This window comes from Nakamurella leprariae, from assembly GCF_016918035.1.
Lineage (GTDB): Bacteria > Actinomycetota > Actinomycetes > Mycobacteriales > Nakamurellaceae > Nakamurella > Nakamurella leprariae.
Genome location: NZ_JAERWK010000015.1, coordinates 30449 through 49443, shown reverse-complemented (window position 1 = coordinate 49443; position 18995 = coordinate 30449). Strand labels below are relative to the sequence as shown.

Annotated in this window: 18 protein-coding genes and 1 tRNA gene; 11 read left to right on the top strand and 8 right to left on the bottom strand. The window is 73.5% G+C overall.

Features of this window, described 5'->3' with window-relative positions; all coding sequences use genetic code 11:
- The first annotated feature begins 24 nt into the window (after positions 1–24).
- Entirely contained in the window at positions 25–825 is an 801-nt protein-coding gene (locus tag JL106_RS11530) for an IclR family transcriptional regulator (RefSeq protein ID WP_328842134.1), read from the top strand.
- 207 nt (positions 826–1032) lie between these two features.
- Here JL106_RS11530 and JL106_RS11525 read toward each other — a convergent pair whose 3' ends face one another.
- The 3 genes from JL106_RS11525 to JL106_RS11515 all read right to left on the bottom strand — a co-directional run bounded on the left by JL106_RS11525 (position 1033) and on the right by JL106_RS11515 (position 2715).
- Positions 1033–1812, bottom strand: a complete 780-nt coding sequence (locus JL106_RS11525; RefSeq protein WP_328842132.1) for a sulfite exporter TauE/SafE family protein — start codon at positions 1810–1812, stop codon at positions 1033–1035.
- 59 nt (positions 1813–1871) lie between these two features.
- Positions 1872–2549: an NAD(P)-dependent oxidoreductase gene (locus JL106_RS11520; protein WP_205260872.1), complete on the bottom strand. Its 678-nt coding sequence runs from the start codon at positions 2547–2549 to the stop codon at positions 1872–1874.
- A gap of 78 nt (positions 2550–2627) precedes the next feature.
- A tRNA-Ser gene (locus JL106_RS11515) sits at positions 2628–2715 on the bottom strand.
- Positions 2716–3004: 289 nt separating this feature from the next.
- Here JL106_RS11515 and JL106_RS11510 point away from each other — a divergent pair.
- Genes JL106_RS11510 through JL106_RS11495 form a run of 4 tightly spaced genes read left to right on the top strand, consistent with a single transcriptional unit; the run spans position 3005 to position 5554 of the window.
- Complete coding sequence (locus JL106_RS11510) at positions 3005–3148, top strand: hypothetical protein (protein ID WP_205260871.1); 144 nt, start codon at positions 3005–3007, stop codon at positions 3146–3148.
- On the top strand, positions 3145–4281 hold the full coding sequence (locus JL106_RS11505) for a PRC-barrel domain-containing protein (protein WP_205260870.1): 1137 nt from the start codon (positions 3145–3147) through the stop codon (positions 4279–4281). The genes JL106_RS11510 and JL106_RS11505 overlap by 4 nt, the downstream gene beginning before the upstream one ends.
- Entirely contained in the window at positions 4281–4712 is a 432-nt protein-coding gene (locus JL106_RS11500) for a PRC-barrel domain-containing protein (RefSeq protein ID WP_205260869.1), read from the top strand. Before JL106_RS11505 ends, JL106_RS11500 begins: the two co-directional genes overlap by 1 nt.
- A gap of 47 nt (positions 4713–4759) precedes the next feature.
- On the top strand, positions 4760–5554 hold the full coding sequence (locus tag JL106_RS11495) for a glycosyltransferase family 2 protein (protein ID WP_205260868.1): 795 nt from the start codon (positions 4760–4762) through the stop codon (positions 5552–5554).
- A 14-nt stretch (positions 5555–5568) separates the two neighbouring features.
- Here JL106_RS11495 and larC read toward each other — a convergent pair whose 3' ends face one another.
- Together larC and JL106_RS11485 are read right to left on the bottom strand one after the other, a co-directional pair.
- Positions 5569–6834 carry a nickel pincer cofactor biosynthesis protein LarC gene (gene larC, locus JL106_RS11490; protein WP_205260867.1) on the bottom strand — a complete coding sequence of 422 codons (1266 nt, stop codon included), beginning with the start codon at positions 6832–6834 and terminating at the stop codon, positions 5569–5571.
- A 95-nt stretch (positions 6835–6929) separates the two neighbouring features.
- A complete protein-coding gene (locus tag JL106_RS11485) occupies positions 6930–7955 on the bottom strand; it encodes an alpha/beta fold hydrolase (RefSeq protein ID WP_205260866.1) in 1026 nt (341 codons plus the stop codon).
- A 155-nt stretch (positions 7956–8110) separates the two neighbouring features.
- Between JL106_RS11485 and JL106_RS11480 the strand changes: the two genes are divergently transcribed.
- The 4 genes from JL106_RS11480 to JL106_RS11465 all read left to right on the top strand — a co-directional run bounded on the left by JL106_RS11480 (position 8111) and on the right by JL106_RS11465 (position 11659).
- On the top strand, positions 8111–8695 hold the full coding sequence (locus JL106_RS11480; protein WP_205260865.1) for an ASCH domain-containing protein: 585 nt from the start codon (positions 8111–8113) through the stop codon (positions 8693–8695).
- Positions 8696–8745: 50 nt separating this feature from the next.
- Positions 8746–9312 (top strand): hypothetical protein, encoded by a 567-nt coding sequence (locus JL106_RS11475; RefSeq protein WP_205260864.1) that lies wholly within the window; start codon positions 8746–8748, stop codon positions 9310–9312.
- Positions 9313–9381: 69 nt separating this feature from the next.
- Positions 9382–10542 (top strand): epoxide hydrolase family protein, encoded by a 1161-nt coding sequence (locus tag JL106_RS11470; protein ID WP_205260863.1) that lies wholly within the window; start codon positions 9382–9384, stop codon positions 10540–10542.
- A 91-nt stretch (positions 10543–10633) separates the two neighbouring features.
- The gene (locus JL106_RS11465; RefSeq protein ID WP_205260862.1) at positions 10634–11659 is read left to right on the top strand and encodes an LLM class flavin-dependent oxidoreductase; all 1026 of its coding nucleotides are present in this window, start codon (positions 10634–10636) and stop codon (positions 11657–11659) included.
- A gap of 178 nt (positions 11660–11837) precedes the next feature.
- On the opposite strand, the gene JL106_RS11460 is transcribed toward JL106_RS11465, so the two are convergent.
- Positions 11838–12512 carry a zf-HC2 domain-containing protein gene (locus tag JL106_RS11460; protein ID WP_205260861.1) on the bottom strand — a complete coding sequence of 225 codons (675 nt, stop codon included), beginning with the start codon at positions 12510–12512 and terminating at the stop codon, positions 11838–11840.
- A complete protein-coding gene (locus JL106_RS11455) occupies positions 12509–13072 on the bottom strand; it encodes a sigma-70 family RNA polymerase sigma factor (RefSeq protein ID WP_205260860.1) in 564 nt (187 codons plus the stop codon). The genes JL106_RS11460 and JL106_RS11455 overlap by 4 nt, the downstream gene beginning before the upstream one ends.
- Positions 13073–13352: 280 nt before the next feature.
- On the opposite strand from JL106_RS11455, the gene JL106_RS11450 reads away from it, so the two are divergent.
- Together JL106_RS11450 and JL106_RS11445 are read left to right on the top strand one after the other, a co-directional pair.
- On the top strand, positions 13353–14315 hold the full coding sequence (locus JL106_RS11450) for a DUF4394 domain-containing protein (RefSeq protein WP_205260859.1): 963 nt from the start codon (positions 13353–13355) through the stop codon (positions 14313–14315).
- A 122-nt stretch (positions 14316–14437) separates the two neighbouring features.
- Positions 14438–16174, top strand: coding sequence for a glycoside hydrolase family 13 protein (locus JL106_RS11445; protein WP_328842124.1), 1737 nt, complete (start codon positions 14438–14440; stop codon positions 16172–16174).
- 303 nt (positions 16175–16477) lie between these two features.
- Here JL106_RS11445 and JL106_RS11440 read toward each other — a convergent pair whose 3' ends face one another.
- Complete coding sequence (locus JL106_RS11440; RefSeq protein ID WP_205260858.1) at positions 16478–18940, bottom strand: MMPL family transporter; 2463 nt, start codon at positions 18938–18940, stop codon at positions 16478–16480.
- Between the last annotated feature and the right edge of the window lie 55 nt (positions 18941–18995).

Here is an 18995-nt window from a genome sequence, read left to right as displayed (position 1 = left end):
TAGATTCTGCTTCGTGGAGTCTAGGTGGTCGACCGGATCGTCGACCAGGGGTGGTCAGTACCGGTGACCAGCGGCGTGCAGTCGCTGGCCCGGGCCTTCGCGCTGCTCGAGGCACTGGCGGCGTCCCCCGACCCGATGGGCGTGGCCGCGCTGGCCGAGGGCGTCGGTCTCCCGGTGCCGACGGTGCACCGGATGCTGCGCACCCTGGTCGATCTCGGCTACGCGCGGCAGGATCCCACCCGCCGGTACGGGTTGGGGCCGCGGGTCGCGCTGCTCGCCGAGGGGACCGGCGCCATGCTCGGTGCGCTGGCCCGGCCGCACCTGACCGCCCTGGTCGACGAGCTGGGTGAGACGGCCAACCTGGCCTCGCTGGACGGCGACCGCGTCGTCTACGTCGCGCAGGTGCCGTCCCGGCACTCGATGCGGATGTTCACCGAGGTGGGCCGAGCGGTGCTGCCGCACGCCACCGCGGTGGGCAAGGCGGTGCTGGCCGGCCACCCGCCGACCGAGGTGCTCACCCTGCTGACCCGCACCGGCATGCCCGGACACACCGAGCACACGCTGACCGATCCCACCGAGTTCGCCGTCCATCTCGAGCAGGTACGCCGGCAGGGCTGGGCGGTGGACGACGGCGAGCAGGAGCTCGGGGTGCGGTGCGTGGCCGTCGCGATCCCGTCCGGGCCGGCGCCGGCGCTGCCCCGGCTGGCCGTGTCGGTGTCCGGACCCACCGCCCGGATGACGACCGACCTGATCGACCGGGCCGTCCCCGCACTGCGGGCCGCTGCGGTCACGCTCGCCGCCGACCTGGCCGGGCCGGGTCGCTAGATCGGGCCGAGCCGCGGTCCGGCCACGGCGGCACATCCGGGTCGCGGCGGCACATCCGGGGCGCAGCGGCGGCGCCGGTCCCGACGCTGCGCGTCCGGTGCGCGGATGCGCCCGTGATCCCCGGCGCACCTGATCATCAGAGGCGCGGATCCCTGGATCACCGCATCGCCGCGCCCCGATTGCGCCGATGGGTACCCACCGGCGGGCTCAGACCAGCAGCCGCCACAGCGCGACCAGGCCGAGCGCCACGATGAACCCCCGCAGCACCACGGGCGGCAGCCGCCGGCCGACGCTCGCGCCGACGTACCCGCCGATCAGCGTGCCGACCGCGATGATCCCCGCGGCCGCCCAGTCGATGCGGTCGAACGCGACCAGCGTGTACGCCCCGGCGGCCACGATGTTGACCACCAGCGACAGCAGGTTCTTGGCTGCGTTCAGCCGCTGCACCGAGTCGGTCACCAGCGCACCCATCACCCCGACCAGCAGGATCCCCTGCGCGGCGGTGAAGTAGCCGCCGTAGACGCCGACCGCGAAGGTGCCGGCGACCAGGGCGATCATCCGGCCGCGGCCGACCACCGAGGCGTCCCGGCCGGCCGCCAGCGCCCGTCGCCGCAACCACCGCTGCAGCAGCGGCTGCACCACCACCAGCACCAGCGCGATCACCAGCAGCACCGGGACGACCGTGCGGAACGCCTGCTCCGGCAGGTGCAGCAGCAGCCAGGCGCCTCCCACCGCGCCGGTCAGCGACGCCGGCAGCTGCCAGCGCAGCCGAGGCCACTGCCCGGCCAGCTCCCGGCGGTAGCCCCAGGTGCTGGAGAACCCGCCCGGTACCTGCCCGATCGCGTTCGACATGGTGGCCACCACCGGTGGCACACCGAAGGCGATGAGCGTCGGGAAGGTGATCAGCGTGCCCGAACCGACCACGGCGTTGATCGCGCCGGAGGCGACGCCGGCCACGGCCAGCAGCAGGATCTCCGCCCAGCTCACCGGGTCGAGCCGGGATCAGGGGTGCGCACCGGAGACCCGCGCCGTGTCGAGGGCCCGCATCAGTAGCCGACGGTGAAGCGGCGCCGTGAGTGCGCCGGGTTCTCCAGCTCGTCGACCACGGCCACGGCCAGGTCCTGGACGGAGATGCGCGACCGGCCCTCGGCGTCCAGCACCGGCTCGTCGTCACCGAGCCGGTAGCTGCCCCGGCGCTCGCCCGGCGAGTGCGGGCCCATCTCGACCGCGGGCGAGACGTAGGTCCAGTCCAGGATCGGCTCGTCGGCCAGCTCAACCAGGTAGTCGCGGGCGGCCGTGGCGCCGGGCTTGATCGCCGCCGGGAAGTCCGGTCCGTCCACCAGCTGGGTACCGTCCGGCCCGCGCAGCGAACCGGCGCCGCCGATCACCACGTACCGGTCGACACCCGCCTCGGCCACGCCCTCGCCGATGGCCCTCGACCCGGCCAGGAAGTCGCGGTGGAGCTCGGGGTTGTCCCACCCGGCGTTGAAGGCCGACACCACGACATCGGTGCCGACCGCGGCGCGGGCCAGGTCCTGGGCGCTGGTCGCGTCCCCGGTGACCAGGGTCAGCGCGGACGGGAAGGCCTCCGCACCGAGCTGACTCGGCAACTGCACCCGGGCCGGGTCCCGGACCAGGGCGACGACGTCGTGCCCGCGGTCGAGCAGCTCGCCGAGCAGGTGGGAACCGACGAAGCCGGTGGCTCCGATGAGGGTGACGCGCATGGACTGCAGACCTCCGGGCACGGTACGGACGACGTTCGGTGCGACGGCAGCGCCGGTCGGGCACCACGTGGCCGCAGGTGGCGGAGGCGGAGGGATTCGAACCCCCGAGGCTGTTACACCTGGCCGCTTTCAAGGCGGCTTCCTTCGGCCACTCGGACACGCCTCCGCGTGGAAGGGTAACCAACCACCGGCTCCGTCCCCGCCACGTCGCGACCGACACCGCCGGACCGGAGCCGGGCGCCGAACGGGTGCCGGATCGGGACGTGGATCGGCGAGTGATCGGGGCCTTGGTTCAGTCGGGCGCCGACGGGTCACTGGTCATCTGTCGTCGGTGTCCGGTCTTGGTGGGCACCGAGGCCGGGCGCCTGTCCGGGGCGGCCGATAGAGTCGTGGACGGACCCGCCGATCATGGTCGGCCGGGCTGGTCGTGACGGATCGTTCGATCGGGGTGCGCCATGGAGTGGTGGGTCTGGCTGATCATCGTCGTGGTGGTCGTCGCGGCGATCGTGGGTGCGGTCGTGGCCGTGCAGGCCCGCCGGCGGGCGGGCGGCGTGATCATCGCCGACGACCGGAAGCCGCGGGGCGGTGGCGACCGATGACCGTGCTGCTGCGATCCAGCGAGATCGCCAAGAAGCCGGTGGTGACCTTCGCCGGTGAGGCGGTCGCGCAGGTCAAGGACATCGTCTACGGCACCACCGGGGACGTGCAGGGCTTCACCCTCGCCGGCCGCGGGCTGTTCGCCGGCCCGCTGAAGACCTCGGTGCCGTGGCCGGCGGTCGTCGGTCTGGGCCCCGACGCGGTGATGATCGCCGACGAGTCGGCGCTGGTGGACACGGCGGAACTGCTGGCCGGCGGATCCGGCGTCGCGGGCGGCGCGGCCGGGGCCGGCAATGTGCTCGACTCACAGGTGCTCACCGACGACGGCATGGCCCTGGGCCGGGTGGTCGACGTGGTCATCGAGGTCGGCGAGCCGACCGGGACCGGCGCCCCCACCGCCGAGGTCGTCGGCTACGAGATCGACCCCGCGGAAGCACTGGGCCGCGGCAAGAACCGGCTGCTCATCCCGCTGCCGGACACCCTGGCGGCCTCCGGCGAGCACCTCATCGTGCCCGCCGCGGCCCGGGAGTTCGTGCGGGAGGACCTGGCCGGGTTCGGGGCGGCCGTGGACGACTTCCGCGCCCGGCTCGGCCACGGTCCGGTCGGCGGTCAGCCGGCGACCGGAGCGGCACCGCCGACCAGTCCCGCACAGGTCGCGGCGCCTGCACCGGTCGCCGCCCCGGCTCCCGTTGCCGATCCCGCGCCCGTCGCCGATCCCGCGCCCGTCGCCACCCCGGCGCCGGTCGCCGCACCGGAGGCTCAGCCCGCTCCGGTGCCGGTCGACCCGGCCCCCAGCGCCGGAGGATCGTCGCCGGCCGGTTCGTCGCCGGCGAGCGGGCCCGCAACCTCGGGACCAGTGCCGGCCGCCCCCGTGCCGGTCCCGGAGACCGCCGGTGCGGACGAGCCGTCCCCGTTGAGCGCACCCGATCCCGCCGGTCAGCCGCGCAGCCTCAACGAGGTGTTCTTCCCGCCCGAGGGCGCCGCGCCGGCGCCGGGCGCGCCCGCCGAGCCGGCGCACCCCTCGTCCGGACGCTGGCGCCGCGCGGCCGACACCCCCGATGCCGGAGCGGTGGACCCGGTGCCCGACCCGGGCCTCCCCACCCGCACGGCCACCTCCGACGGACAGGACCGCTGATGCTGTTCTCCGAGGCCAAGGGCCACAAGGTCGTCGCCACCGACGCCGCCGCCACCGTGGGCCGGGTCGACGGGTTCATCGTCGACCCGGCCGCCCAGCAGATCATCGGCCTCGAGCTGGGCAGGACCCCTGGTGCGGGGGACACGTTGCCCTGGGCCAACATCCAGGGTTTCGGCCGGGACGCGGTGACTGTCGGTGCCGGCGCGATGATCGTGACGGCGGAGGGCCCGCTGGCCGAACAGGCCGGCAAGGACCATGCCCTGCTGCGCAAGCGGGTGCTCTCCACCGCCGGGGTCGAGTTGGGCATCCTGCGCGACGTGGAGTTCGACCCGGCCACCGGTCAGGTGCAGCAGCTGCTGTTGGACCAGGGCACCGTGGACGCGGCGCGGCTGATCGGCGCCGGCTCGTACGCTGTCGTGGTCCGCGCCTGAGCACTGGGCTCGCCGGCCGGCCCCGTCCCGACCGACCGGCCGCCGGCGTGTGCGTCGCGGTCGTCATCCCGGTCCTGGACGACGCCGACATGCTCCGGGCCTGCCTGGCCGCGCTAGCCCGGCAGACCCGGCCGCCGGACCGGATCGTGGTGGTCGACAACGGGTCGGTGGATGAGTCGGCGGCGGTCGCCCGCGCGGCCGGCGCGGTGGTGGTGCACGAACCCCGCCGCGGCATCCTGCCGGCCACCGTGCGCGGGTTCGACGCGCTCGACGACCCGCGAGGATCACCGCTGCCCGGGGTGGACGTGCTGGCCCGGATCGACGCGGACTCGCGTCCGGACCCCGACTGGCTGGCCCGGGTGGCGACCGCCTTCGCCGACGACCCGGAGCTGGTCGGGCTCACCGGGCCGGGCCGGTTCTACGGCGGACGGCGGATCGCCCGGGTGCTCGGCGAACGCCTCTACCTGGGTGGGTACTTCTGGTCGATGGGCCTGCTGCTCGGCCATCCCCCGTTGTTCGGCTCCAACTCAGCCGTCCGGGCCGCGGCCTGGCCACTGCTCCGTCCCGGCCTGCACCTCGACATCACCGGCGTGCACGACGATCTCGACATCAGCTTCCGGATCCGTCCCGGGATGCGGATCCGGTTCGACCCGACCCTGGCCATGCCGATCTCGGCCCGCCCGTTCGCGTCGGTGCGCGGCCTGGCCCGCCGGGTCGGCTGGGGCTTCGGCACCATCTGGGTCAACGTCCGCGGTGGCCGGGTGCTGCGGCGGCGGGCCGCGATCGTCGCGGCGCGGAACCGGACGTGCGCCGACCGGGGCCCGCGCTCGACCTCACCCTGACCGCCCCGGGACCGTCAGCGGGGGCGCTCGGCCGTCGCGCCGGCCGGCACCGGCTCGCCCGGCCGGAGACCGGCTGCCGATGCGGCCGTGACCGCCTCGGCCAGCACGGTGGCAACCGGCCGACCCGACCGTTCGGCGACCGCCGCGACATCGTCGAACTCCGGTGTGGCGCGTACGATCTCGCCGTTGCGGTGGGCGATCTTGACCGCCACCACCCCGTGGTCCAGCTGCACCGCGACGAAGGCCCGCGGGAGCGCGAACCGCTGCCAGTCCGCCTGCCGGATGCCGATCGTCGTCGTCTGCCGGAAGAGCTCGTCGCGCAGCGCCGGCGCCCGATCGGGCCGGCCGAGCACGGACACGGTGTGGGCGGGACGCCCCTTCTTCATCAGCATGGGGGTCAGCCAGGCGTCCAGGGCTCCGGCCCGCAGCAGCGCGGCCAGCACGCCCGGCCACAGCCGCGGATCCAGGTCGTCGACGTTGGCCTCCAGCACCACCGTGCGTTCACCGTCGTCCGTCGGGACGCCCCCGGTCTGCGGCACACCGAGCACCACCCGGACGACGTTGGGGCGGCCCGGGGTGTCGCGGGTCCCGGCGCCGATCCCGGTCCCCTGCACCGACATCGGTGGCAGTCCGGTGCAGGTCCTGGCCAGCGCGGTGACCAGCGCCATCCCGGTGGGCGTGGCCAGTTCGCCCTGTCCGCCGGCCCGGACCTGCCAGCCCGCGGACAGCTCCGCGACCGCCGGCACGGGAACGGGCAGGTCGCCGTGGGCGGCGGAGGTGCGGCCGGACCCGACCGCGACCACTCCGGCGGTCACCCCGCCGCCGGCCACGTCCACCCCGAGATCGTGCAGGGCGGCGCAGGTGCCGACCACGTCGGCGATCGAGTCCAACGCCCCCACTTCGTGGAAGTGCACCCGGTCGGCGGGGATCCCGTGCACCCGACCCTCGGCCTCGGCCAGCCTCGCGAACACCGCCAGGGCGGGATCGCGCACCGCGGCCGGCAGGTCGGCCCCGACCAGGCGGGCGCGGATGTCCCGCCAGGTGCGGTGCGGCGGGTCGTCGACCAGCACGTCGACGTCAGCCTTGGTCGCGCGCAGACCGGCGCGGGTGACCGGACCGGCGCTGATCCGCACGGAACCCGGCAGCACGGCGTCGATGTGGCGCTGCACCGCGTCCCGATCGGCGCCGACGTCGAGCAGGGCGCCGAGCAGCATGTCCCCGGCCACACCCGCGGACGCGTCGATCCAGGCGTGCACCGGAGCCGTTCCTGGATCAACCACGGATCGGCTCCGTGCGGGTGGTGGACGACCTGCTGTTCATGCCTGCTCCTGCTGAGAGATGGGGGATCCGACCGCGCCACCCATGATGACGGTCGTCAGGCCGCGCGCCGCTCCGCCGCGGCGAACAGGCGCAGCAGGTCGGCCACGAGCTGGTGCGGCGTGGTCTCGCACGGGCTGTGGCCGGTCGGGTAGGCGACGAACTCGGCGCCGATCGACCCGGCGAAGCCGGCGTGCCGACCGACCGACCACAGGTCCCCGGTGCCCGTCGCGACCAGCATCGGCAGATCCGTGGCATGCAGCGCCGCTCGCAGGTCCGGCACGTGCGACAGCAGGACCATCACGTCGGCCACACTGCTCCGCCGGGTCACCGACAGCCGGCTCCGCACGAACGCCTGACGGGTCGGCACGACCCGCGTCACGTTCAGTCGCAGTCCCCAGATCATCACCCGCGCGGCCAGTCCCGGGTTCGCATGCCCGATGAGCGGACCCACCAGCTTGAAGGCGCCCAGCGACCGACCCGGGACCGGGGGCGCACTGAGCAGGGTCAGACTGGCGAACAGCTCGGGCCGGCGGACGGCCAGCGCCGCGGTCACCGTGCCGGCGAACGAGTAGCCCAGCACGTGTGCCGGGGTGGCGCCGTCGGCGAGCACGGCGAGCAGGTCGTCGACGAACAGCTCCAGTGAGTAGTGCCGCTCCGGCGGCCGCCGGTGCTCAGGACCGGCCCCCGCCGATTCGTACTGCCCGGCCATGTCGTACGCCTCGACCCGGTACCCGGCCGCCGCGAGCAGCGGGAACATGATCAGGAAGTCCTCCTTGGACCCGGTCACGCCGGGCACCAGCACGATCCGCCGCCCGTCGACCGGGCCCAGTGAGATCCGGGCCAGGGCACCGCTGGGCGCGTCGAACCGATCACGCACCGTACCGCCCGGCAACCGGGCCCAGTCGATCTCCACCAGCCGCGCGTCCAGCACCGCGGGGTCGACGATCGGGCCGGCAGCGGCGTCCGGTGCGGTCGGGGCCGACGGACCGAGCCGGGCGGTGACCACCGGCATCCCGGCCGACCGGCGCAGCCGTCGTCGCGCGTCGTCGATCCGCGCACGCACCCGGAGCTTCACCCGCATGGGGCACCATGATGCGCGCGGTGATCCAACCGGGCACGGCCGCCTCCCCGGAGATGATCGCCGGCCTGGACCGGCGACCCGGCTGGTGGGACAGTCCTGCCCGGATCCGCGGACCCGTCGATCGGGCCTCGGAACGGCCGACCGCTGGAGGTTCCGTGCAGATCAGACCGGCGGAACTCGACGCCATCCGAGCCGGCACGATCGACCTGGCCTTCCGGCGGTGGGACCGTCCCCGGTTGCTGGTGGGCACCCGGATGCGCACCCGGGTCGGCCTGCTCGAGGTCACCTCGGTGGACCGGGTGGACCTGGAGGCCATCACCGACGCGGAGGCGTCCCGGGCCGGTGCGACCCGCGCGGCGCTGCTGGACCTGCTGGCTCGCCGCCCGGAGCACCCCGTTTACCGGATCGGGCTGCGCTGGGCGGGCGAGGATCCCCGGATCGCGCTGCGCGCTGATGACCGTCTCTCACCCGGGGACCTGGCGGCACTCCGCTCGCGGCTGGAGCGATTGGACCGCAGCTCGCCGCGCGGCCCGTGGACCCGCACCGTGCTGGCCCTCATCGCCGACCAGCCCGAGGTGCGGGCCCCGGACCTGGCCGCCGGGCTGGGCCGGGACACCGTGACGTTCAAGCGCGACGTCCGCAAGCTCAAGGAGCTCGGGCTGACCGAGTCGCTGGCCGTGGGCTACCGGATCTCGCCGCGCGGGCGGGCCGTGCTGGACGCCTGGCCGGCCGACGGCTGATCGCCGGCGACCGACCGCTCGTCCGCCGCCCTGCTCTGCCACAGTGAGGCATGGAGGAGCACGCGCCCGGACCGAGCGGTGACGCCCCGGCGTCCGCCGAAGCGGAGCAGCTCGCCCGGCGGCGGACCGCCGACGCCAGGGACCGTCGCGCGGACGACCGTGACCTGGTCGCCGACGAACGCGACCGCCGGGCCGATCAACGGGAACGGCGCGCCGACGAACGGGAACGGCGGGCCGACCGGCGCGAACGGGAGGCTGACGCCCGCGAGGAGCAGGCTGATCGGCGCGAGCAGGCCGCCGACCACCGGGACCGGCGACTCGGTCGGCGGGCGACCGGGCCCGACCCCGACCCCGACGACGGGGTCGGTGACGACGACCAGGCGATGTCGGTCCATCTCGTCGACGAGCTCGACCGGGTCGCCGACATGCTCCGCCGCAGTGCCGAACGCATCGAGCGGTCCCGCGCTGCGCTGCAGCGGGCGGTGGACCTGATCGGTCGACAGCACGCCGGTCTCGACCGGCAGCGTTCCGCCGCCGCGGCGCCTCCGCACCGTCCGGACGCCACCTCGCCGACGCCGCCGTCCGGCGAGTCACCGGCGGATCCACCGCGCGAATGACCCGATCGGCGCCGATCTCCCGGCGTCCAGCGGACCGGATCCGACCGGTGCGCGGACCACGCTGGCGTCATGACCGACGCCCTCCCCGCACCCACCGGCACCGAGATCGCGCCGTTCACCGTCGAGCACCCCGAGGCCGACCTGGACGACCTGCAGGACCGGCTCGTCCGCACCCGCTGGCCCGGCCAGCTCCCGGGGGCCGGTTGGGACTACGGCGTCGAGCAGGATTCCCTGGTCGACCTGGTCGAGCACTGGCGCACCGGCTTCGACTGGCGGGCTCAGGAACGTCGGCTCAACGCCCGCCCGCAGTTCGTCACCGCCATCGACGGACAGCGGGTCCACTTCCTGCACGTGCCGTCCGCGCGGCCGGACGCGATCCCGCTGCTGATCACCCATGGCTGGCCGTCCACCGTCACCGACTTCCTGCCGATCCTGGACGCGCTCACCGACCCACCGGCCGACCGGCCGGCCTTCTCCGTGGTGGCCCCGTCGGTGCCCGGGTTCGCGTGGTCGGGTCCGACCACCGAGCGGGGATGGAGCACCGGGCGGATCGCCCGGGCCTGGATCGAACTGATGGGCCGGCTCGGGTACGACCGGTTCGGCGTGCAGGGCGGCGACTTCGGCGCCCTGGTCTCCCCTGAGATCAGCCGGATGGCCCCGGACCGGGTGATCGGTGTGCACGTCAACGCACTGGCCGACGCGGCCACGGTGACCGACCCGTCCGAGCTGGACCTGCTGGGCGAGGCCGACCGGGCCAAGGCCCAGGAGAACGAGTCCTGGTGGTACGGCCACTCCGGCTACGCCACCCAGATGAGCACCCGGCCGCAGACCCTGGCGTACGCCCTGAACGACTCCCCGGCCGGCCAGCTGGCCTGGAACCTCGAGTGGCTGGTCGACTGGGACCCGACCACCAGCCGGCAGACCCCCGTCGACCGCGACGCCATCCTCACCGACGTCACCGCGTTGTGGCTGACCGGGACGGCGGGCTCCGCGGCCCGGCTCTACCTGGAGGCCGGCGCCGACGCCTGGGGCGTCCGCCCGGCACCGTCCGGGGTGCCGACCGCGGTGCTCACCCTGACCGGCGACCGCGCCGTCCGCGGCCTGGCCGAGCGGTCCCACCACGTCGTGCGGTGGACCGAGCTGGACACCGGCGGCCACTTCGCCTCGTTGCAGGCCCCGGACGCGCTGGTGGACGACGTCCGCGCGTTCTTCGCCTCGCTGCGGACCTGACCCGACCAGCCTCCGGGAACAGGGTGACTCGTCAACTTGTTCCCGTACGGTGGAGGCCGGCAGCATCGCCGACCGGGTCAAGGAGTGGGTCATGAAGCGCATCGGCTTCCTCAGTTTCGGTCACCATCAGGCGGTCCCCGGATCGAAGACCCGCACCGCCCGGGACGCCCTGGTGCAGACGGTCGAGCTGGCCGTCGCGGCCGAGGAGCTGGGGGTGGACGGCGCCTTCGTCCGCGTGCACCACTTCGCCCGCCAGCAGGCCACGCCGTTCCCGCTGCTCGCGGCCATGGCCGCGAGGACCTCGCGCATCGAGCTGGGCACCGGCGTCATCGACATGCGCTACGAGAACCCGCTGGCCATGGCCGAGCAGGCGGCGCAGGCCGACCTGCTGAGCGCGACCGAGTCCGGCGAGGGCCGGTTGCAACTGGGACTGAGCCGCGGGTCGCCGGAGACGGCCCTGCGTGGCTACGAGTCGTTCGGGTACCGCCCCGCCGACGGTGAGACCGACGCCGACATGGCCCGCCGGCACACCGAGGTGTTCCGCGCCGCCATCGCCGGCGCGCCGGTGGCCCAGGCCAATCCGCAGATGGTCGGCAACCGCAGCCCGCTGGCCATCGAGCCTCGATCGGCCGGCCTGCCCGACCGCATCTGGTGGGGCGCCGGCAGCCGGGCCACCGCCGAGTGGGCGGCCGAGCAGGGCATGAACCTGATGAGCTCCACGCTGCTCACCGAGGACACCGGCGTGCCGTTCGACGAGCTCCAGGCCGAGCAGATCCAGCGGTTCCGCGACGCCTGGGCCAGGGCCGGCTGGGACCGGGAGCCGCGGGTGTCGGTGAGCCGCAGCGTGCTGCCCCTGATCGACGACGAGACCCGCCGGTACTTCGGGCGGCGCAGCGAGCACGACGACGAGCAGGTCGGCTGGATCGACGGCGGGATCGCCCGGTTCGGCCGCAGCTACATCGGCGAGCCGGACATCATCGCCAAGGAACTGACCGCGGACGAAGCCGTGCGTGCCGCGGACACCCTGCTCGTCACCGTCCCCAACCAGCTGGGCGTGGACTTCAACGCCAGACTGTTGGCGTCGGTCGTGCAGGACATGGCCCCGGCGCTGGACTGAACCCGGGCCGGATCACGGATCGGTCGCGATCGGCGACCCATCCGGCCACCGACAGGCGCCGAACGACCGGCAGCAGACCCACCGCGGCCCCCCGACCCGCGGTGGGTCTGTCCGCCTCCTCCGTCCGCTACCAGGGCGATGCGTCGATGACCCGCTGCCTCGCTCAGCCGGTGGCCGGTCAGACCGGGACGGCGTCCAGGACCAGCTCCCCGGCCGCATCGGTCACGATGATCTCGGCCGTCTGGTCCAACGGCAGGGCGCCGTTGAGACTGCACGTCAGCGTGTTGTCGCCCGTCCCCAGGAACGTCCCGCCCGGCACCGTGCTGCCGTCGGCCCGGACGAAGGTGACGGTGTACGCACCGCCGTCGTCCAGCCCCGTGGCCGTGAGCTTGAGCTCGGTCCCCCAGGTGTGGCGCACCAGGCCCGCGCCTGCCTGCACCCCGGTCGCCAGCTGCTGCACGGCCATCGGGACCACCGGCGGAGGCGTGGGCGTCGAGGGAGCCGGACGCAGCTGCAGTCCGAGCACGAACACGCCCACCACGATCGCCGCCGCCAGCAGACCGGTCCCGGCCCGGCGCAGCAGCCGAGACCGGGCACGCTGCCGCAGCTCCGCTCGCACCGACGTCAGGACGGCTTCCTCCAGCTGGGCCGGCGGTCGAGCCGGCGCTCCGAGGGAGTCGGGGTCGAGACCGGAGAGTGCGGCCACCACCGGCTGCAGCTCCGCCAGCTCGGCCCGGCACTCGGCGCAGCCGTCCAGGTGGGCCTGCACGGCGAGCCGTTCGCCGTCACTGAGCTGACCGAGCGCGAAGGCGCCGAGCAGTTCGCGCAGCGTGCGGTGGTCATCGGAACTCACAAGGTCACCCCCATCTCGTCCATGGCCACCCGCAGGGCCTTGAGCGCATAGAAGGAACGACTGCGCAGGGTGCCCACCGGGACACCGCGTTCCGCGGCGAGTTCCTCGTAGGACCGGCCGCGCAGGTACGTCTCCACGATCACATACCGGTGATCGACGCTGATCCGGCCCAGGGCCTCGGCCACCACCCACCGGTCGACCATGATCGCGGTGTCATCCGGGACCGGGGCCAGGGCCGCCACGACCTCGTCGTCGCCCCCGGTCGGCACCTTGGCCCACGAGCCGGCAGACCGGCGCCGGGTCTGGTCGACGACCACGTTCCGCACGATCGCGAAGAGCCACACCCGAAGACTGGCCAGCTCGGGATCGAACCGGTCGGCCGATCGCCAGGCCCGCAGGAACGTCTCCTGGACGGCGTCCTGCGCTGCGCCCGGATCATCCAGTGCTCGCAATGCGAACCGGTACAGCTCGGCGCCGTGCGCGGCGTAGGCGGCCTTGACCGCCGCCTCGTCGCCCAACCCGGCCGACCGTGCGGCGCGTCGCCGCGTCAGTGCGGGCACCGGCCACCACCTCCTCGTCGCGGGTCCCTACGCAGCGCGGCGGGTCCGCGTTCAGCGGGGTGAGCCACGTCTCGTCGTGCACCCTCGAGTGAACGGAAACGATCCCGACGGGCTCGATCGGGCGACATCCCGATGGCCCCGTCGGAGATTTCTCCCGGACGGGTGAACGTGGTCCGGTCCAAGTGCGTACCCATGATGACCGCCCCACCCCCGTGCTGCGGACGGCCCGTCGTCCAGGCCGACCCGGAGCGGCAGCACGACCCGAACGAAAGGTCCCCTCATGCGCATGCGCACGCTCGGCACGACCGGCATGCTGGCCGCGATCCTGGCGGCCGGACTGGCACTCCCGTCGGCCGCGACCGCGGCCCCGGCAACCGCGGGTCGAACCGCAGAGGTGTCGACGAACGCCCTGGCCGGAGTGGGCGGTTCCGTGCAGACCGCCCTGTTCGGCAAGGGCGACCAGCACTCCCGCGGCAAGTCCGGCGGACTGTCCGCCGTCGGACTCACCGACGGCGGCCGGGCCTTGGTGGTCTTCTCGGTGGACAAGCCGGGCCGCACCGGCCAGCCCATGACCGTCACCGGGCTCGCCGGCGACCGCATCCTGATCGGCATCGACCACCGGGTCCAGAACGGCAAGCTGTACGCGGTCGGGAACGCCGGCGGCATCTACCTGATCGGTGACAGGGCTGCGGCGGCCAAGGTCGGGCAGCTGAGCGTCGCCCTGTCCGGGACCCAGTTCGGCGTCGACTTCAACCCCGCCGCCAACGCGCTGCGGGTGGTCAGCGACACCGGGCAGAACCTGCGGCAGCCGTTCGGGACCGGCGACGCCCCGAACGGAGCCACCGTGGCCGACACCCCGCTGTCCAACGCCGGCGCCCCGGCCACCGGCATCAGCGCCGCGGCGTACACCAACAACGACCTGAGCGCGGCCACCGCCACCACGCTGTTCGACCTCGACACCGTGGCCGACCAGGTGGTCCTGCAGTCCCCGGCCAACGCCGGCACGCTGGTGCCGACCGGCTCCTACGGGGTCGACGCGGACCGCGACGCCGGGTTCGACATCTACTCGACCCTGCGGGACGACCGCGCGGTCGAGAACACCGGATTCGCCACGATCACGATCAAGGGGCGCTCGACGCTGGTCGAGATCGACCTGCTCACCGGCAGTGCCGAATCCAAGGGCGTCTTCAGCCAGCGGATCGTGACCGACATCGCGGTGCTGCTGAACCAGCGCGGACGCTGATCCCCGGGGCGGCCCGCCCGGGCGGCCGCCCCGACCGGAACTCCGTCGGCGGGCCCCTGTGGACCCCGACCCACAGCGGGTCCGCCGGCGGGTCACCGGCGATCCGGCGGCAGGATGGAACGGTGACCGATCAGACCGACAGCCCGCCCCTGCCCGACCCGGTCACGGACGCGCCCTGGTGGCGCTCCGCGGTCGTCTACCAGGTCTATCCGCGCAGCTTCGCCGACTCGGACGGCGACGGCATCGGCGACCTGCGCGGCGTCATCGACCGGCTGCCGTATCTGGCCGAGCTGGGGGTCGACGTGTTGTGGCTGTCGCCGGTCTACCCGTCGCCGCAGGACGACAACGGCTACGACATCAGCGATTACCAGGGCATCGACCCGGCCTTCGGCACCCTCGACGAGCTGGACGAGCTGATCGCGGCGCTGCACGCCCGCGGCATGAAGCTGGTCATGGACCTCGTCGTCAACCACACCTCCGACGAGCATCCGTGGTTCGTCGCCTCCCGCTCGAGCGCGGACGACCCCAAGCGGGACTGGTACTGGTGGCAGCCGGCCCGGGAGGGCATGACGCCGGGCGCCCCGGGGGCGGAGCCGACCAACTGGGCGTCCTTCTTCAGCGGACCGGCCTGGGAGTTCGACGAGGCCTCCGGCGAGTACTTCCTGCACCTGTTCTCCCGCAAGCAGCCCGACCTGAACTGGGAGAACCCGGAGGTCCGGGCGGCGGTGCACGCCATGATGCGGTGGTGGCTGGACCGCGGCGTGGACGGCTTCCGGATGGACGTCATCAACCTGATCTCCAAGCGCACCCCGCTGGCCGACGGCCGGCCCGGCCCCGGAGGTCTCGGTGACGGCTCCGCGGAGTACGTCTGCGGGCCGCGGATCCACGAGTTCCTGCAGGCGCTGCACGAGGAGGTGTTCGCCGGCCGGACCGGGGCGTTCATCACCGTGGGCGAGATGCCCGGCGTCACGGTCGACGAGGCGGTGCTGTTCACCGATCCCGAGCGCCGGGAGGTCGACATGGTCTTCCAGTTCGAACACGTCGGGCTGGACCAGGGTGAGAGCAAGTGGGACGTACGGCCGTTCGACCTGCGCGCGCTCAAGGCGTCGTTCGGCCGCTGGCAGGCCGGGCTGGCCGAGCGCGGCTGGAACAGCCTGTACTGGAACAACCACGACCAGCCGCGGGTGGTGTCCCGGTTCGGCGACGACACCCGCTGGCGGGTCGAGTCGGCCAAGCTGCTGGGCACCGTGCTGCACCTGCACCGCGGCACGCCGTACGTCTACCAGGGCGAGGAGCTGGGCATGACGAACGCCCCGTTCGTCCGGGCCGGCGACTTCCTGGACATCGAGTCGGTGAACCACTACGCCGCGGCCATCGCGCTGGGCGCCGAGTCGGAGTCCGTGCTGGCCGCGCTGCGGGTGATGAGCCGGGACAACGCCCGCACCCCGATGCAGTGGGGCGACGGACATGCCGGCGGCTTCACCACCGGGACCCCCTGGGCGCCGGTCAATCCCAACCACACCGAGATCAACGCGGCCGCCGCGGTGGCCGACCCGGACTCGGTGTTCCACCACTACCGCCGGCTCATCGAGCTGCGGCACATCGAGCCCGTCGTCGCGCACGGCGACTTCACCATGCTGCTGCCGGACGATCCGACCGTCTACGCGTTCACCCGCACCCTCGGGCCGCGACAATTGCTGGTGGTGGCCAACTTCAGCGGGGAGGATGCGCTCGCCGAGGTGCAGGACGCGGCGGCCTGGGCGGGCGCCGAGCTGGTCCTCGGCAATTGGCCGGACCCGGACCCCGTCGAGGCGATCGTGTTGCGGCCGTGGGAGGCCCGGGTGTACCGGCGCGGCTGATCGTCAGAAGTCGCCGGCCAACCGCTCGACGGACTGGCCGGTCACCTCGGCGATCAGGTCGACGAGCCAGCGGCTCACCGCCACGCCCGCTCCATCGCCTCGTCGTCGGCCACATCGGCGAAGATCTCTGCCGCACGTTCCAGGTCCTCGACCGTGCCAGATCCTCGACCGTGATCTTCCGGTCTGACTGCGGCGCGCAGTCGACCCACGTCACGACACAGGTACTCGGTCCGCGACAGACCGACCCGGTCAGCGGCGGCGTCGATGCGCCGACCGACTTCGTCGTCGTCCGGCACCGAGCACTCAGTCCTCGGGGGCGCGATGCCGGCCGCCGGTCCGGACCTGGGCCACATCCGAGATCCCGTCGGCACCGTTGCCCGACGCGGTACCCGACCCGTTGTCCGGCGCCGCGTGCTCGGGCGCCGCATGGGACCCGACATGCGCCAACCGATCGACGTGCCCGTTCGCGGAGCCGTCCGCCCCGTCGTCGGCCCGGCTGTGCGCGCCGACCGCGGCCGGCACCGCATCGGTGCGCTCGTCCGGGGATCCGCTGGCTCCCTGCTCGCGCGCCGCCAGCTGCTTGAGCAACTGCTCGCCCTCGATGTCCACCCGCGGCAGGATCCGGCCCAGCCACTTCGGCAGGTACCAGGCCTTGTCGCCGAGCAGCGTCATGGCCGCCGGCACCAGCGTCATCCGGACGACGAAGGCGTCGACCAGCACGCCCAGGCCGAGCGCGAAGCCGATCGAGGCGATGATCGTGTCGGGCGCCAGGATGAAGCCGGCGAACACGCTGGTCATGATGATCGCGGCCGCGGTGACCACCCGGGACGCGGCACTGAACCCGCCGACCACGGCCCGCTCGGCCGGCGATCCGTGCACGTAGGCCTCGCGCATGCCGGCGACCAGGAACACCTCGTAGTCCATCGCCAGCCCGAACAGCACACCGATGAGCAGGATGGGCAGGAACGAGATGATCGGCGCCGGGGTGTCCACCCCGAAGATGCCGCCCAGCCAGCCCCACTGGTAGACCGCGACCACCGCGCCGAACGACACCCCGATGGTGAGCAGGAAGCCGATCACCGCCTTCAGCGGCACCACGATCGACCGGAAGATCAACAGCAGCAGGATCAGCGCCAGACCCACCACGATGATCAGGTAGATCGGCAGCGCATCGGCCAGCTTGCTCGACACGTCGATGGCCACCGCGGTGAAGCCGGTGACGGCGATGGTGGCGCCGATCCGCTCCCCCAGGTTCCCCGCGTCCGCGCGCAGGTCGTTGACCAGCTCGTCGGTGGCCTCGTCGGTCTGGCCGGTGGTCGGGATGACGGTCAGGAAGGCGAAGGTGCCGTCCGCGTTCGCCCCGCCCGGCGCCACGAAGGCGATCGAGCCGGGGAAGTCGGCCTGGATGCCCTGGCCCAGCTCGGCCAGCTCCTGCTGCAGCTGCGGCTGCGGGCTGTCGAACTCCGCGGTGATGAGCAGCGGGTTGTTGAAGCCCGGCCCGAACTCCCGGCTGATCAGGTCGTAGGCCTTGCGCTGGGTGGTGTCGGTGCCGGCCACCCCGTCGCTGGGCAGGCCCAGGTGCAGCGAGCCGAACGGTACGGCAAGCACGCCCAGCCCGAGCACGCCGACGATGAGCACCAGCGCCGGCCGGCGACTGACGAACCGGATCCACCGGTTGGACCGCTCCGCATGGTCGACCACGCCGTGGTGCCCGCCGCCCGCCGCCAGCTCGGCCCGGACCGCGGCCACCCGGGCGCGGTCCTTCTTGCGGACGACCCGCTCCCCGGCGAAGGCCAGCAGCGCGGGCAGCAGGGTGATGGCGATGACCACCGCCACCGCGACGGTGCCGGCCGCGGCCAGGCCCATCACGGTCAGGAACGGGATGCCCACCACCGACAGGCCGGCCAGCGCGATGAGCACGGTGGTGCCGGCGAACACCACGGCGGTGCCGGCGGTGGCCACCGCCCGGGCGATCGACTCGCGGACCGGCATCCCGTCCATCAGCTGCGACCGGTGCCGGGACACGATGAACAGCGCATAGTCGATGCCCACGGCCAGGCCCAGCATGAGGGCCAGGATCGGCGCGGTGTTCGACATCTCCACGGCCCCGGACACCCAGAGGATGCCGGCCATGCCGACGGCCACCCCGATCAACGCAGTGATCATCGGCATCGCCGCGGCGACCAGGGAGCCGAAGGTGATGAGCAGCACCACCATGGCCACGACGACACCGAGCGCCTCGGTCGACCCGATGGCCGGGGTCTGCTTGACCGCTCCACCGGACAGCTCGATCTCCAGCCCGTCCACCCGGTGCTCGGCCACGACGGTGGCGATCTCGTCCTGGGTGGCCTCGGGGATCTCGGTGAGCTGCCCGGCGAACTGCACCGTCGCGTAGCCCACCGTGCCGGTCGGCGCGATGGTCTGCGCGGTCTGCGGATCGACCACCCCGGTCACGCCGTCCAGCGGGGCGATCTCCTGCAGCGTCTCGGCGATCGCCTGCTGGTACTCCGGATCGGCCAGGGTCGACCCCTGCGGCGCGGCGAACACGATCCGTCCGGTGGTGGCCCCGGCGCCGGGGATCTCGGACTGCAGCGTGTTGAGCGCCTCCTGACCGGCCGTGCCAGGGATGGAGAACGACGACGTGAGGGTGCCGGAGAAGACCAGCGCGGCGCCGCCCATGCCACCGAGCAGCACGAGCCAGACCACGAGCACCGCCCAGCGCAGGCGGGTGGCGCCGTGCGCCAATCGGTAGAGCAGAGTGGACATGGCCGACGGAACTCCTCGCTGGATGGGGGCTGCTGGATCGGAACTGCTCGATCGG